The sequence below is a fragment of the Vibrio sp. zbq_1 genome (genome assembly GCF_043102935.1).
Taxonomy (GTDB): domain Bacteria; phylum Pseudomonadota; class Gammaproteobacteria; order Enterobacterales; family Vibrionaceae; genus Vibrio; species Vibrio parahaemolyticus.
Genome location: NZ_JBICJH010000032.1, coordinates 410,435 through 425,259, shown reverse-complemented (window position 1 = coordinate 425,259; position 14,825 = coordinate 410,435). Strand labels below are relative to the sequence as shown.

13 protein-coding genes are annotated in these 14,825 nt (G+C 45.6%); 9 read left to right on the top strand and 4 right to left on the bottom strand.

All coding sequences use genetic code 11. The features are described 5' to 3' along the window. Positions 1–65 precede the first annotated feature (65 nt). The 4 genes from lon (at position 66) to ACF8CV_RS16040 (ending at position 5,376) form a co-directional block, all read left to right on the top strand. Positions 66–2,417, top strand: a complete 2,352-nt coding sequence (gene lon, locus ACF8CV_RS16055; RefSeq protein WP_015296438.1) for an endopeptidase La — start codon at positions 66–68, stop codon at positions 2,415–2,417. A gap of 192 nt (positions 2,418–2,609) precedes the next feature. Further along, a complete protein-coding gene (locus tag ACF8CV_RS16050) occupies positions 2,610–2,882 on the top strand; it encodes an HU family DNA-binding protein (RefSeq protein ID WP_005382341.1) in 273 nt (90 codons plus the stop codon). Between the two features lie 199 nt (positions 2,883–3,081). Next, the gene (gene ppiD, locus ACF8CV_RS16045) at positions 3,082–4,941 is read left to right on the top strand and encodes a peptidylprolyl isomerase (protein ID WP_005495983.1); all 1,860 of its coding nucleotides are present in this window, start codon (positions 3,082–3,084) and stop codon (positions 4,939–4,941) included. Between the two features lie 150 nt (positions 4,942–5,091). After that, on the top strand, positions 5,092–5,376 hold the full coding sequence (locus ACF8CV_RS16040) for a ComEA family DNA-binding protein (RefSeq protein WP_021449594.1): 285 nt from the start codon (positions 5,092–5,094) through the stop codon (positions 5,374–5,376). 90 nt (positions 5,377–5,466) lie between these two features. Here ACF8CV_RS16040 and rrtA read toward each other — a convergent pair whose 3' ends face one another. Further along, on the bottom strand, positions 5,467–6,018 hold the full coding sequence (gene rrtA / locus ACF8CV_RS16035) for a rhombosortase (protein WP_392417177.1): 552 nt from the start codon (positions 6,016–6,018) through the stop codon (positions 5,467–5,469). 3 nt (positions 6,019–6,021) lie between these two features. Here rrtA and ACF8CV_RS16030 point away from each other — a divergent pair, with 3 nt between their 5' ends. Then, positions 6,022–6,636, top strand: coding sequence for a tRNA-uridine aminocarboxypropyltransferase (locus ACF8CV_RS16030; protein WP_005482520.1), 615 nt, complete (start codon positions 6,022–6,024; stop codon positions 6,634–6,636). Positions 6,637–6,645: 9 nt separating this feature from the next. On the opposite strand, the gene ACF8CV_RS16025 is transcribed toward ACF8CV_RS16030, so the two are convergent. The 3 genes from ACF8CV_RS16025 to ACF8CV_RS16015 form a co-directional block, all read right to left on the bottom strand. Beyond that, entirely contained in the window at positions 6,646–7,980 is a 1,335-nt protein-coding gene (locus tag ACF8CV_RS16025) for an anti-phage deoxyguanosine triphosphatase (RefSeq protein ID WP_044139060.1), read from the bottom strand. Positions 7,981–7,992: 12 nt separating this feature from the next. After that, the gene (gene yfbR, locus ACF8CV_RS16020) at positions 7,993–8,577 is read right to left on the bottom strand and encodes a 5'-deoxynucleotidase (protein ID WP_005482513.1); all 585 of its coding nucleotides are present in this window, start codon (positions 8,575–8,577) and stop codon (positions 7,993–7,995) included. Positions 8,578–8,667: 90 nt separating this feature from the next. Further along, positions 8,668–9,882, bottom strand: a complete 1,215-nt coding sequence (locus tag ACF8CV_RS16015) for a pyridoxal phosphate-dependent aminotransferase (RefSeq protein WP_005456922.1) — start codon at positions 9,880–9,882, stop codon at positions 8,668–8,670. A 216-nt stretch (positions 9,883–10,098) separates the two neighbouring features. On the opposite strand from ACF8CV_RS16015, the gene ACF8CV_RS16010 reads away from it, so the two are divergent. Genes ACF8CV_RS16010 through menB form a run of 4 tightly spaced genes read left to right on the top strand, consistent with a single transcriptional unit; the run spans position 10,099 to position 14,792 of the window. Then, a complete protein-coding gene (locus tag ACF8CV_RS16010; RefSeq protein WP_021454285.1) occupies positions 10,099–11,406 on the top strand; it encodes an isochorismate synthase MenF in 1,308 nt (435 codons plus the stop codon). Then, a complete protein-coding gene (gene menD / locus ACF8CV_RS16005) occupies positions 11,403–13,118 on the top strand; it encodes a 2-succinyl-5-enolpyruvyl-6-hydroxy-3-cyclohexene-1-carboxylic-acid synthase (RefSeq protein ID WP_025508244.1) in 1,716 nt (571 codons plus the stop codon). Before ACF8CV_RS16010 ends, menD begins: the two co-directional genes overlap by 4 nt. Then, positions 13,105–13,899 carry a 2-succinyl-6-hydroxy-2,4-cyclohexadiene-1-carboxylate synthase gene (menH, locus tag ACF8CV_RS16000; RefSeq protein WP_021485419.1) on the top strand — a complete coding sequence of 265 codons (795 nt, stop codon included), beginning with the start codon at positions 13,105–13,107 and terminating at the stop codon, positions 13,897–13,899. Before menD ends, menH begins: the two co-directional genes overlap by 14 nt. A gap of 26 nt (positions 13,900–13,925) precedes the next feature. After that, complete coding sequence (gene menB / locus ACF8CV_RS15995) at positions 13,926–14,792, top strand: 1,4-dihydroxy-2-naphthoyl-CoA synthase (protein ID WP_005482536.1); 867 nt, start codon at positions 13,926–13,928, stop codon at positions 14,790–14,792. Positions 14,793–14,825 lie beyond the last annotated feature (33 nt).

Below are 14,825 nucleotides of genomic sequence, written 5' to 3'. Positions count from 1 at the left end.
AACAATTAGCCCCCATATACTGCCTTAAGTAATACGTTAAACGTGAAAGCGGAAGAGAGAATTATATGAACTTGGAACGTTCCGAGCGTATCGAGATCCCGGTATTACCTCTACGTGACGTAGTGGTCTACCCGCACATGGTGATTCCATTGTTTGTTGGTCGTGAGAAATCGATTAGCTGTCTAGAAACGGCGATGGAAACAAACAAACAAGTTCTGCTTGTGGCTCAAAAACAAGCTGACACTGATGAACCAACGGTTGATGACCTATTCGAAGTGGGTACGGTAGCTACCATTCTCCAACTTCTAAAGCTCCCTGATGGCACAGTAAAAGTACTGGTTGAAGGTCAGCAGCGCGCAAAAATCAATCATTTCAAAGAAAGTGATTTCTTCTTAGCTGAGGCGGAATTCATCGTAACACCAGAATTGGATGAACGTGAGCAAGAAGTGATTGTTCGCAGCGCAATCAACCAATTCGAAGGCTTCATTAAGTTAAACAAAAAGATTCCACCAGAAGTGCTAACGTCACTGAATGGTATCGATGAAGCGGCACGCCTAGCAGATACGATTGCGGCACATATGCCTCTTAAACTTGTTGATAAACAACAAGTTCTTGAAATTATTGATGTTACTGAGCGTCTGGAGTTCCTAATGGGCCAGATGGAATCAGAGATTGATTTGCTACAAGTTGAGAAACGCATTCGTGGTCGCGTGAAAAAGCAAATGGAGAAGTCTCAGCGTGAGTACTATCTGAATGAGCAAATGAAAGCGATTCAGAAAGAGCTTGGTGAGATGGAAGACGCTCCTGATGAGTTTGAGACTCTGCAAAAGAAGATCGACGAATCAAAAATGCCGCAAGAAGCACGTGAAAAGACAGAGCAAGAGCTGCAAAAGCTTAAGATGATGTCTCCAATGTCCGCAGAAGCGACAGTAGTTCGTAGCTACATCGACTGGATGGTAAGTGTACCTTGGACTAAGCGTTCTAAAGTGAAGAAAAATCTTGCGAAAGCGGAAGAGATTCTGAACGAAGACCATTATGGTCTAGAGCGCGTGAAAGAGCGTATTCTGGAATACTTGGCAGTTCAAAACCGCATTAACAAGCTAAAAGGTCCAATCCTTTGTCTTGTTGGTCCTCCAGGCGTGGGTAAAACATCGCTTGGCCGCTCAATTGCATCTGCTACTGGCCGTAAATACGTACGTATGGCCCTAGGTGGCGTGCGTGATGAAGCGGAGATTCGAGGCCACCGTCGTACTTACATTGGTTCATTGCCAGGTAAGCTGATTCAGAAAATGTCGAAAGTTGGTGTGAAAAACCCTCTATTCCTTCTGGATGAAATCGACAAAATGTCTTCAGACATGCGTGGTGACCCGGCTTCAGCGTTGCTTGAAGTGTTAGACCCTGAACAAAACAACTCATTCAACGACCACTACCTAGAAGTGGATTACGACTTGTCTGATGTGATGTTTGTTGCAACGTCTAACTCGATGAATATTCCTGGTCCGTTGCTTGATCGTATGGAAGTGATTCGTCTATCCGGTTACACCGAAGATGAAAAACTAAACATTGCGAAGCGTCACCTTGTTGAAAAACAAGTGCAACGTAATGGCTTGAAACCAAACGAGATAGTCATCGAAGATTCAGCAATCATCGGTATTATCCGTTACTACACTCGTGAAGCGGGTGTGCGTGGTCTTGAGCGTGAGATTTCTAAGATCTGCCGCAAAGCAGTGAAGAACATCCTGCTAGATAAAGACATCAAATCAGTGACGGTAACGATGGACAACCTAAAAGAATACTTGGGTGTTCAACGTTTCGATTACGGGAAAGCTGATGAAAGCAACCGAATTGGTCAAGTTACTGGTCTAGCTTGGACTGAAGTGGGTGGCGATCTATTAACGATTGAAACTCAATCTATGCCAGGTAAAGGAAAGCTGACTCAAACAGGTTCGCTGGGCGACGTAATGCAAGAGTCTATCCAAGCAGCAATGACCGTGGTGCGCTCTCGTGCAGATAAACTGGGCATTAACTCAGATTTCTACGAGAAAAAAGACATTCACGTTCACGTGCCTGAAGGTGCGACGCCGAAAGATGGCCCAAGTGCGGGTACAGCAATGTGTACTGCTTTGGTATCGGCTCTGACCGGTAACCCGGTAAAAGCTGAAGTTGCGATGACGGGTGAGATCACCCTACGTGGTGAAGTATTACCAATCGGTGGCTTAAAAGAGAAGTTACTTGCGGCACATCGTGGCGGCATAAAGACAGTGCTTATCCCGAAAGATAACGAGCGTGATCTGGAAGAGATTCCTGAGAATGTTATCGCAGATCTGCAAGTTATCCCTGTTCGGTGGATTGATGAAGTTCTGAAAGTTGCACTAGAGCGAGACCCGACAGGCGTTGAGTTTGAAGCTAAAAAATAGTGATGTGCAGCAAAAATAAGTAAAAGTTTGCGCTGATAAGCCTAAAAAGGCTTGTCAGCGTTTTTTTTGGGCGCTAAGTTAGTTTCGATAGCTGCCAGCCCTTGAAAAATAAGGGTTGGAGCATATTTTCTTAACTATGGAACGAAAAGTCATCACAAAAATAATCACAGATGGCACAAAGGGGAAATCACAGTGAATAAAACTCAATTAGTAGAACAAATCGCAGAAAATGCAGACATCTCTAAAGCGTCAGCGGGTCGTGCTCTAGATGCATTCATCGAAGCAGTAAGTGGCACACTTCAGTCTGGTGATCAAGTTGCTCTAGTTGGCTTCGGTACATTCAGCGTTCGCACTCGTGCTGCACGTACTGGTCGTAACCCAAAAACTGGTGAAGAAATCCAAATCGCAGAAGCAAAAGTACCAGCTTTCAAAGCAGGTAAAGCACTGAAAGACGCTTGTAACTAATTAAAGCGTGATTCTGTTGCCGGCCATTTGAATAACTTTTGCTCAAACAATAAGTTTCGAACAAAAATTTACAAACTTCGAGCCGAACTTTTTTAAATTATGCGCATCATACTGATGCGCATTTCTTTTTCTGATATTATCGCGTCATTATATTTTCTATTAGAAGCCGTACGCTTCAATTGTGGAGAGCAGTTAAATTATGATGGATCGACTACGCGAAGGCGTGAATAGCATCGCGGTCAAAATTATCCTTGGACTTATCATCCTGTCTTTCGTATTTGCCGGTGTAGGTAGCTACCTAGTGAATGGCAGCAACAATTCAGCAGCGAAAGTAGGTAACACCGAGATTCCTCGTGGTGAGTTCGAGATGGCTTACCAAAATGAGCGCAATCGCATGCAGGCTCAATTGGGTGACTACTTCTCTCAAATGTTGGCTGACCCTGCATACGTTGAATCTTTCCGCAAATCAGTGCTTGATCGTATGATTAATGACGTATTGCTTGACCAACAAGCTGAAGCACTTGGCTTACGAATCAGCGATGCTCAAGTTCGTAGCATGATTCTTGAAATGCCTCAGTTCCAATCTAACGGTCAGTTTGATCAAGAAATTTACCAAGCATCGCTACGTCGTGCAGGTTTCTCTCCTGATTCTTTTGCTGAGTACATGCGTCGTGAATTGGTGCGTGAGCAGCTTCTAACAGCGCTTCAAAGCAGTGAGTTTACTCTTCCAGGCGAAGTTCAATCTCAGGGTAAACTGTTTACCCAAACACGCGACATCCGCACTGTAACCATCGATTTGGCAGAGTTTGCGAAGAAAGTTGAGTTAACTGACGAAGAAATTCAAGCTTACTACAAAGCAAACCCAGATAACTTCACTCGTCCAGAGCAAGTGAAAGTGTCTTACGTTGAGTTGTCTGCTGAAGCACTTAAGAAGCAGATTCAAGTAACAGATGAAGACGTTAAGAAATACTACGACGAGCATCTAGACAAATACTCTTCAGAAGAGCAACGCCGAGTGGCGCACATTCTTGTTGAAGGTGATGATGAAGCAAAAGCACAAGCTATCTTAGATGAATTGAACTCAGGTGCAGATTTTGCTGCGGTAGCGCAAGAGAAATCTGATGATTTCGGTAGTGCTGAAAACGGCGGTGACTTAGGTTGGATCGAACGTGATGTTATGGATCCGGCTTTTGAAGAAGCTGCGTTTGCACTTAAGAACCCAGGTGACATGTCTGGTCTAGTAAAATCTGACTTTGGCTACCACATTATCAAGCTAGAAGAGCTGAAAGATGCCGTTGCAAAACCATTTGATGAAGTGGCTGCGGAGATTAAGCAAGAGCTAGTAGACCAAAAAGCGGTGGATCAATTCTACGAGCTTCAAAACGAGCTTGAGCGTGTTGCTTTTGAGTACCCTGATTCACTAGATGATGCTTCTAAAGCCATTAACCAAGAAGTGAAGACAACAGACTTCATCTCTCAAGTTGATGCACCTGAGGTTCTACGTAACCAAGCCGTTATGCAAGCACTACTGAGCCCAGAAGTGAAAGAAGACGGTCTGAACTCTGAAGCGATTGAAGTTGCGCCTGAGCACATTATTGTTGTTCGTGTTGAAGATTCTCGTGACGAAACAGTGCTTCCATTAGCTGAAGTGAAAGACCAAGTTGTGGCTGAACTATCTCGCGTTAAAGGTGAGCAAGGTGCTCTAGAGCTAGGTACAAAAGTGGTAGCTGCTCTGAATGAAGGCAATACTGCTGTTCTTGCGGAAAACAACCTAACATTTGGTGAGCAAGAGACCGTTGACCGTCGTTCACCACTAGCAACTACCGTCTTTGCAATGGCGAAGCCAGTAGATGGCAAACCTGTCTACGGTCAGTCGAAAGACCTTGAAGGCAACATCGTAGTGATTGAACTGGATGCTGTGAAAGCGGAACTAGATAGTTCGCTAGAAGATCAAGTCGCGATGCAAATGCAACGTGCATCATCTCAGCAGGATCTATCTTCTGTTCTCGCTGTATTGCGTGCTAACACAGACATTGAGTACTTTGTTGTGAGCAACTAAGCACTAATTATGTAATTTGCATGTTAACTAAAACGGGTCGCGTAAGCGGCCCGTTTTATTTTTGTTTAAACAAACTTCAATGACGATGAGTGTTTGCCTACATTAGGGCGGATTATTTCAGAGCGTTAATTTGGAGTGTATATGTTCAATATGAAATGGATTTTAACCTTGTGTTTAGTGGTGTTCGCACCACTCAGTTTGGCCGCTGATACCAAGGCTGATAAATATGAAGGAATTGAAATTACGGTCAATATCAATACTGCTTCTGCAGAAGAGATAGCAACGATGCTGAAAGGTATTGGCGAAAAGAAAGCGCAAAGCATAGTTGACTACCGTACTGAGCACGGCCCATTTAAAACAGCAGCTGATTTAACCAATGTGAAAGGAATTGGTGAAGCAACCATCAAGAAAAACGAAGACCGCATTCTTCTATAAACGCGGGCTTCGACCATTGTATTCTTACTGAGTTTTCGTTTCCGGTTACTGCTTTCCCGAACCAAACCCTCTTTCGTGGTTCGGGATTTTTTATCCAAATATACGGCGATGGAATCTTTTCTCTACTAATGCCATACCTAAGCCTCCCATTGCACCAAACAGGTGTGCATCAACAGCAACACGAGCGCCTATCATTGCAGCAGTGCTGGTTGAAGGGCCATAAAATTGCTCCCATGCAATTTTCGCAATAAGTCCGGCGACTAAGAGTAGGCTACTTCTTCTGTTTTCAAACACTTCTCTGAGAGCCCAAAAACCAAACAAACCGTGTAAGACGCCAGACAAGCCGACATAGACTGACATGCTAGTCAGTAAGTTCATTGCGCCGACAAAGGCACAAAGCAAAAGAAAAACAATCGAGAAGTTGCGTGCACTAGGACGGAATATAAACGCGATAACCCATAATCCTGCCAAGTTCATTCCAAGGTGGGCAAAGTTGGTATGCGTGAAATTTCCTGTTACGATTCGCCACCATTCACCATGACGTATGTTGTAAGCGTGCCATTCGGTGAGGCTCGCCATTGGTTCGAATTGTAGTACTAAGCAGATAACGCTGATGATGGTCAGCAATGTATAAAGGTTCACTCTATGTCTCGTTATTGTTCTCAGTGTGGAAAATCGCGCAAAGCCTGTATTTGCCAATGGATTGTACCGCTAGCAAGCGGGGTTGAACTTATCATTCTTCAGCATACGAGTGAAGCGCATCGTCCACTTGGTACGGCACGGATTCTCAATTTGAGTTTAAAGAACTGTACTTGTTTGATTGGCGAGGATTTTTCTGACGACGCACAGTTAAACGCGTTACTCACCGATGAAGCGTATCAGCATTTTATCCTTTATCCGTCGGAGCAATCACAGTGCCTTTCAGACATTGCGTGTACCGAGAGCGAGCGCACAAGAAAAACACGCTTGATTTTGCTCGATGGCACGTGGAAAAAAGCCTATAAAATGTGGCAGCTTTCCACCAACTTGCACACTTTAACCACAGTAAAGCTTCCCGAGGATTTACAAGGTCACTATACAATTCGTAAAGCGCCTTCAGACAACAGTCTTTCGACAGTGGAAGCAGGGTTTTATGCGTTGAGTTTATTGGAGCCGGATAACGACTTCTCGCCGCTACTTAATGCTTTTGACAGGATGATTGAATTTCAAATCGCCCAGATGCCTCCGGGCGTATTTGAAAAAAATTATTTGAACAAGTAGAACAACGTTCTACAACACAATCGAAGAGAACAATTGGCGGTGTAGCTTTTGCGCATGACCATCGGTCATTGCGGATATGTAATCGGCAATGACTCGCATTTTGCCACTATCGCTAGTTGCACTCTGCCAAAGCTCTTTTGTGTGTATTGGCAACAATCGTTCAGGATCGGCACTTAGTGCTTCGAATATATCCATGATGATTTGTTGCCCTTTGTATTCGACAATCTGTACCTGCGGCACTTGAATGACATACTGACTGACGAAATGTTTAAGCACATCTAGCGCTTTCGCCATATGCGGTTCTAAACAAGCATTCCATGCCAGTAAAGGGTTTTGGAATGGTTCATCAACCACTTTAATAGAGATGCTTGTAAGTAGGGCATTGACCATACCGCCAATCGCATCTTTGCGTTGGTGATGTTTACCGCTAAACAGCATTTGTCCAATAGAGCCGATATGTTCTTCAAACCAAGGATCACCGCAATCGGCTAACTGACTTGCTGCACCTTCTTGCCACTGCTGACGTGTGACCATACCCAGCACAATGGCATCTTCTAAGTCGTGCACGCCATACGCAATATCATCGGCGAGCTCCATAATGGAGCAGTCGAGGGATTTAAAGCGCGTTTTGCTGTGCTCTAAATCGGAGTCTGGTCGATAGCGCATTTGGCTCAACAGGCTTTTGTCATTCTGGCTGAGTGGAGCGATAACCCAATCAAACAGATCTTTATCACAATCGTAGATGCCTTTCGCTGGGCTCCATTCTTTGGCTTTTAATCGGCGTTGATGTTCTGCAGGGTTTGGCAGCTTGACTGAACGAGTCTGACTGATGAGTGCTGGGTATTTGATCAAACCTAACAAAGTTCGGCGCGATAGATTCATCCCGAAGTGCTCAGTGTATGGCTCCAATTTGGTCACAATACGAAAAGTCTGCGCATTGCCTTCAAAGCCACCATGGTCACGCATCATATAGTTCAATGCGACTTCACCACCGTGTCCGTATGGTGGGTGGCCAATATCGTGCGCGAGACACAGAGAGTCAATCAAACTGTCCGAGGGCAATAGTTCTTTAAATTCAGACTGTTTCTTTTTGAGTTGCGCGACAATACCTGTGCCTAATTGGGCCGCTTCTAACGAGTGGGTAAGTCGACTTCTATGAAAGTCTTCCAAGCTGTTGCCATGAACTTGAGTTTTCGCTTGCAGGCGTCGAAATGCCGCAGAGTGCAGGATTCTCGCTCTATCACGTTGATAGGGGCTGCGGTGGTCATCACGGCGGATTTTATGCTCATCATCGTGGCGCTCTTGCCACAAAGAGTGTAATTCAAACGACACGTTTATCTCCATAAACTAAACTGGCTAACTGATTTCATCCAGCGATAGCTCAAAGCTTGGGGCGAATGTATTAAGGAAGTATTCCATTTCTGGCGTTTTACGTTCTTGTAAAGTGACGTCTAGGCGCTTTTTCGCTAAGGCAAACTCATGGTTACCTGCGCTTAGTTCTTCCAAACATTTTAAGTACGCACAGATGGAGTCGGCCTGTTTTACTATCTGAGAGTCTTCTTCGTGAGACGAATGAGAAAGTAGAAATGGGGCAAAATCTTCCTGAAATTCTTCCGGCAACATAGAAAGTAATTTGTGCTCGGCAGCGGCTTCTATCTTCTTATATTCTTTTGCGATTTCGGGATTGTAGTACTTAACGGGAGTTGGCAAATCACCAGTGAGCACTTCACTTGAATCGTGATACATCGCGAGAAGAGCAATGCGTTCAGGATTAAGCGTGCCGCCGAACTTTTTGTTTTTAATTAACGCGAGTGCGTGAGCGACAAATGCGACTTGTAAGCTGTGTTCCGAAACGTTTTCTGGTGATACAGAGCGCATCAAAGGCCAGCGTTGGATAAGCTTCATTCGTGCCAAGTGGGCGAAAAAATGGCTTTCTTTCATGGCTTTCTCCGTTTCTGGTATAAAAAAGGAACTCACTAGGAGTTCCTCTAAGCATATGAGAGATCAACACTAATTACTACCAGTGATTCTTTACTGGCTGTAGGTTGATAGGAATCGCTCGAAGCGTCCGATTGCGGTTTCCAGATCTTCAACGTGTGGCAAAGTCACAATGCGGAAATGGTCTGGTTTTGGCCAGTTAAAACCTGAGCCTTGTACTAGCAGTACTTTTTCCTGTTTCAAGAAATCGAGCACCATCTGTTGGTCATTCTTGATGTTGTACATCTTGGTATCGATTTTAGGGAATAAGTACATGGCACCTTTGGGTTTCACACAAGATACCCCTGGGATCTGGTTGATCAGCTCGAACGCGCGATTACGCTGCTCTAGCAATCGACCACCAGGTAAGATCAACTCATTGATACTTTGGTAGCCACCTAGCGCGGTTTGAATCGCATGTTGCATCGGCACGTTGGCACAAAGACGCATAGAAGAGAGCAACTCTAGACCGTTAACGTAGCCTTGTGCTAAGTGTTTTGGACCAGTTAAGAACATCCACCCACCACGGAAACCACATACCCGGTAAGCTTTCGACAAACCATTGAAGGTCATCACAAGTACGTCTTCCGTTAGCGTCGCAACAGAAGTGTGTGTTGCGCCATCGTAAAGCACTTTGTCGTAAATCTCGTCAGCGAAAATGATCAGCTTGTGTTGGCGAGCAATCTCAATCACTTCAAGCAAGAAGTCACGACTATATACAGCACCTGTTGGGTTGTTCGGGTTGATCAGAACAATACCGCGAGTCTTCGGCGTGATTTTCTTTTTGATGTCATCAAGGTCTGGATACCAATCCGATTGTTCATCACACAAATAATGAACGGGGTTGCCACCAGACAACGCTACTGATGCCGTCCACAATGGGTAGTCAGGCGCAGGGATGAGCATTTCATCGCCGTTGTTTAGCAACGCTTGCATTGCCATCACGATCAGCTCCGACACGCCATTACCGACGTACACATCTTCTACGTCTAGAGAACGAATGCCTTTGCGTTGGTAATGTTGAACCACCGCTTTACGTGCAGAGTAAATGCCTTTGGAATCACAGTAGCCTTGAGAGGTCGGTAGATTACGAATTACATCTACAAGAATCTCATCAGGGGCGTCAAAACCAAATGGGGCAGGGTTACCAATGTTCAACTTTAGGATTTTATGCCCTTCTTCCTCCATGCGCTTAGCATGTTTGAGTACAGGACCCCTAATGTCGTAGCAGACATTGTCGAGTTTTGACGACATCCCGATATTTTGCATTGTATAATTCCTAAAAATTCGTTAATTTCTTTATTAAAATACAATAATTTGTTTTTTATTAGAATATAAATCTGTAAATTATCCGTTTGCAGGCTAACTTTTGCTCGCTTGCTATCACAGGATTTTGCAAAAGATCGCATACGACCTTGATTTGCTTTGGGTCTAAACTTAGAGTAGCCGTCAGTTACCTTTATCCTCACATACTTCGAGGTTGATTTGTCAGAGTTCCATCAAGCCGTAAAAAGAATTATCGAGCGAGTTCAGCACACGGAAGGCAATCAAGTACGTCTGGTCGAGCCCCTCAGCGAAAAACCGAATTTCGCATTTATTGATTGGCTTGATGCACAACCACTTTTTCCCAAGTTTTATTGGCAATCCCGTGATACTCGTGAAGAGGTCGTCGCGCTAGGACAGTTGCACTCTTTTGTTGAGCCGGGTCCTGCCTATACCATTCTTGGTGAAGGGCAGCGAGTATGGGGCGGGCGATCGTTTGATGGCCAGCACGAAAAAAATCGCCGTTGCATGCCTTCTTTCTTCTTTTTGCCTCAAATTGAACTGATTCGATTTGATCAGCAGTGGTCACTTGCGGTTAACCTAACTGAAGACAAAGCGCGCACGCTTGCAGGCTTGAGAAAGCTTATTTGCGATGTCGCCGCTTTACCTCCGATCTCGTCACACATTCGCTCGATTGTTCATACTCCTGTCAAATCTGAGTGGGATGCGCTGGTACATAAAGTTCTGACTGGGATTGAGAATGATGAGTTTAAAAAAGTTGTGTTGGCTCGCCGCTCTACTGTCCAACTGGATAACAGGTTGAGCGCTGCACAACTGCTTAAAGCGAGCTATTTGAACAACCATCACAGCTTTCATTTCTTGCTGAGTTTAGACAGCAAACACAGTTTTATGGGTTCTACGCCAGAGCGTTTGTATTCTCGTGTTGGACATGAGCTTCATACCGAAGCTTTAGCGGGCACTATTGGCCGCGGCGACAATGCCACTCATGATATGGAATTGGCGAATTGGTTATCTCAGGATTCAAAAAACTTAAACGAAAACCAGTACGTCGTGGACGATATCGTGGAACGCCTTTCTCCTCATTCCGAAATGGTAGAAGTAGAAACCGAACCGAGATTGGTGCGTTTACGTAAGGTGCAGCACCTCAAGCGCAATATTCATGCAAGCTTAAAAACAGGCACAAATGGCGTACAACTGCTTTCTGCATTGCAGCCGACGGCCGCAGTGGCAGGTTTGCCTCGTAAAGAGTCGATGCAGTTCATCCTTGATAACGAGCCGTTTGCTCGTGGCTGGTATGCCGGCTCTATGGGTTATATCAGCCATGAACGCGCAGAGTTTTGTGTGGCAATAAGAAGTGCATTGGTGCTTGGCGATCAAGTTCAGCTGTTTGCTGGAGCGGGTATTGTTCCTGGATCAGTTGCTGAACACGAATGGGCCGAGTTAGATAAAAAGATGTCGACGCTGTTAACGTTGATTTCCGATCATCCGCCGCTTGGAGTGGCATCATGAGTTACGATCAAGCGGTTCTCAATCGAATTTGGTCAGAGACCATTTTGACTGAGCTTCACCGATTTGGTGTGAAGCATGTTTGTATCGCGCCGGGGTCGCGTTCGACTCCTTTGACTTTAGAAGCGGCGGAACAGCCAAATTTTTCCATTCATACTCATTTTGATGAGCGTGGATTAGGTTTTATGGCGCTTGGTTTGGCGAAAGCGAGCCAAGAGCCGGTAGCCGTTATCGTGACTTCTGGCACTGCGGTCGCAAACTTGTTGCCTGCGGTAGCAGAAGCTAAATTAACGGGCGAAAAACTGGTTTTGCTTACCGCTGATCGCCCTGTTGAACTCGTCGGTTGTGGCGCAAACCAAGCAATTAATCAGCTTGGGATTTTTTCGCAGCATGTATCGGCAAATTTGAACTTGCCAAGTCCGAGTTTAAATACGCCGCTCAACTGGTTACTCACTTCGGTTGATGAGGTGATGTTTAACCAGCAGTTACATGGCAGCGCGGTTCACATTAACTGCGCCTTTCCTGAGCCGCTGTATTCTGACGGGGAAAAAAGCGCTTACCAAAGCTACCTGAACAGTGTCGAAGCGTGGCGCAAAGGCGGTCAAACATATACTCAACGATTCGTCAGTCCATCATTTCGTGACATTCCATTTTGTGCTGATAGAAAAGGAGTGGTTGTTATTGGCAGCTTACCTGCTGATCACGCGCAAGCGGCAAAAGCGTTTGCACAGCAAATGGGGTGGCCTGTATTGGCGGATCCGCAAAGTGGAGTTAGCTCCGGTTGGTCACATTATGATTTGTGGTTACAACAGCCTAAGTTGGCCAGCCAACTCGACGAATGTGATTTGGTGCTCCAGTTTGGTAGCCGCATCATATCTAAGCGATTGAACCAATGGATTAATAAACAGGTGTCGCAAAGCCAACAAGGCCGAGATGTTCAGTACTGGTTTATCTCGCCAAGTTTAAGCCGAGATAACCAAACACACCTTCCGCAATTGCATTGGGTGGCATCACCTAAAAGTTGGCTCGAGCGTGTTGATGTTAAGAGCTCAAGTACTCAAGGGTGGGCTGATGGATTGCTGACCGATATAGCCCATGTTCGCGCTCACATTCGCGATGAGTTTCTGTCTTCATCAGCTTCAACGCTTAATGAAATCGCGTTAGCGGCTGACATTGAAGAGCGAACGCAGAACGTCGATGTCTTTCTCGGTAACAGCTTGTTTGTTCGATTGGTCGATATGTTTGGCCGATTAAATACTGAGGTGTTTACCAATCGCGGAGCGTCGGGTATTGATGGTCTATTTGCCACAGCTTCGGGTGTTCAGCGTTCGCGAGGCAAGCCGCTATTGATGTACATCGGTGATACATCGGCGCTTTATGACCTCAACTCGCTCGCGCTGTTTTCTCGTAATGATCTGCCATCAGTACTTGTGGTCACAAACAATGATGGTGGTGCGATTTTCGATATGTTGCCAGTGCCTCAGGAGCATCGCACTGCGTACTACCAAATGCCCCACGGTTATCAGTTTGAACATGCAGCTAAGCAGTTTGGCTTAAAGTATGAAAAGCCAACTACATTAGAAATGTATCAAGCAGTGGTTGCCGAGCACTTGTCGAGCGGCCAAGGCACAATGCTGGTGGAAGTTCAAACCCCACCAAGCCAAGCCGCAGAGTTGATAAAGGCATTTAATAAGAGCCTGCATGCTTCACTCTGAGCGTCTCTCTCCAACTGAAAAACACCAAAGTGGTGATCTTCCCACTCTGGTGTTTTTGCATGGTCTTTTAGGAAGTGGTGCTGATTGGCAAGCTTGTTTGGATGAGCTGACTCAGTTTGAACGAGTCGTTATCGACCTTCCTGGTCATGGTCGCAGCCAGTTTACAAAGTGCAACGATCTCGATGATTGCTGCAAACTTCTTAATTCCACACTATCTTTATTATTTCCTCCGCAACAACCACTTATTTTGATTGGCTACTCAATGGGTGGAAGAATCGCAATGCACGGTCTTGCTGGTGAGTGCTTCTCAGATCTCAATATTGTCGGCGCGATTGTGGAAGGGGGAAACTTCGGGCTTCAAACAGAGTCAGAGATACAGTCAAGATTGCACAACGACCAAAAATGGGCACTGCGCTTCGAGAGTGAACCACTTGAACGTGTTTTGAGCGATTGGTACCAACAAGCGGTGTTTTCTTCACTAAACCATGAGCAAAGACAAACATTAATTGCCAAGCGAAGTGCTAATCTTGGCTCGGCAATTGCGAACATGTTGATGGCAACATCGTTAGCCAAGCAGGCGTATTTACTGCCCACACTGCAACAACAGCGCATACCCATTTATTATGTGTGTGGCGCGAAAGACAAAAAATTTAGCCAACTGGCACAAACAAGCGGGTTGGCGTATCGACAAATTGAAGGCGCAGGACATAACGTTCATCAAGAGCAGCCGAAACAGTTTGCGATGCACATTAAGCAAATAATTCATTCTCACTTTCAGTGAGAGCAACGAGAACAATGGGAATCACCATGGCTAAAACAGTAGGCATTTCTGAAGAAGAACTTTACGCTCCGGTTCAATGGAAAGATTGCGGCGAGAAATACGAGGATATTCATTACCACAAGTCTGAAGATGGTATCGCGAAAATTACCATTGCACGCCCTCAAGTGCGTAACGCGTTCCGCCCTCAAACGGTAAAAGAGATGATTGATGCGTTGGCAGATGCACGCTACGACTCAGGTGTTGGCGTTATCATCCTAACTGGTTTGGGTGAAGATGCATTCTGTTCTGGTGGTGACCAGAAGATTCGTGGCGACTACGGCGGTTACAAAGATGACCAAGGTACGCATCACCTAAACGTATTGGACTTCCAACGTGATATTCGTACGTGTCCAAAACCTGTTATTGCTTCCGTAGCGGGTTGGGCTGTTGGCGGCGGTCATGTACTGCACATGATGTGTGACCTAACAATTGCAGCGGACAACGCGCAGTTTGGTCAAACGGGCCCTAAAGTGGGTTCATTTGATGGTGGTTGGGGCGCGTCTTACATGGCTCGTATCGTAGGCCAGAAGAAAGCACGCGAAATCTGGTTCCTATGTCGTTTCTACAACGCGCAAGAAGCGTTAGACATGGGCTTGGTCAACACGGTTGTGCCTCTAGAAGATCTAGAGAAAGAAACCGTTCGATGGTGTCGTGAAGTTCTTCAGCATAGCCCAATGGCGCTACGCTGCCTGAAAGCGGCATTGAACGCGGATTGTGATGGTCAAGCTGGTCTTCAAGAGCTTGCGGGTAACGCAACGATGATGTTCTACATGACAGATGAAGGACAAGAAGGTCGTAACGCATTCAACGAGAAACGTCGCCCAGACTTCGACAAGTTCCCTCGTAACCCATAATCCGTAAATAAAGAGGAGCCAGAGTGCTCCTCT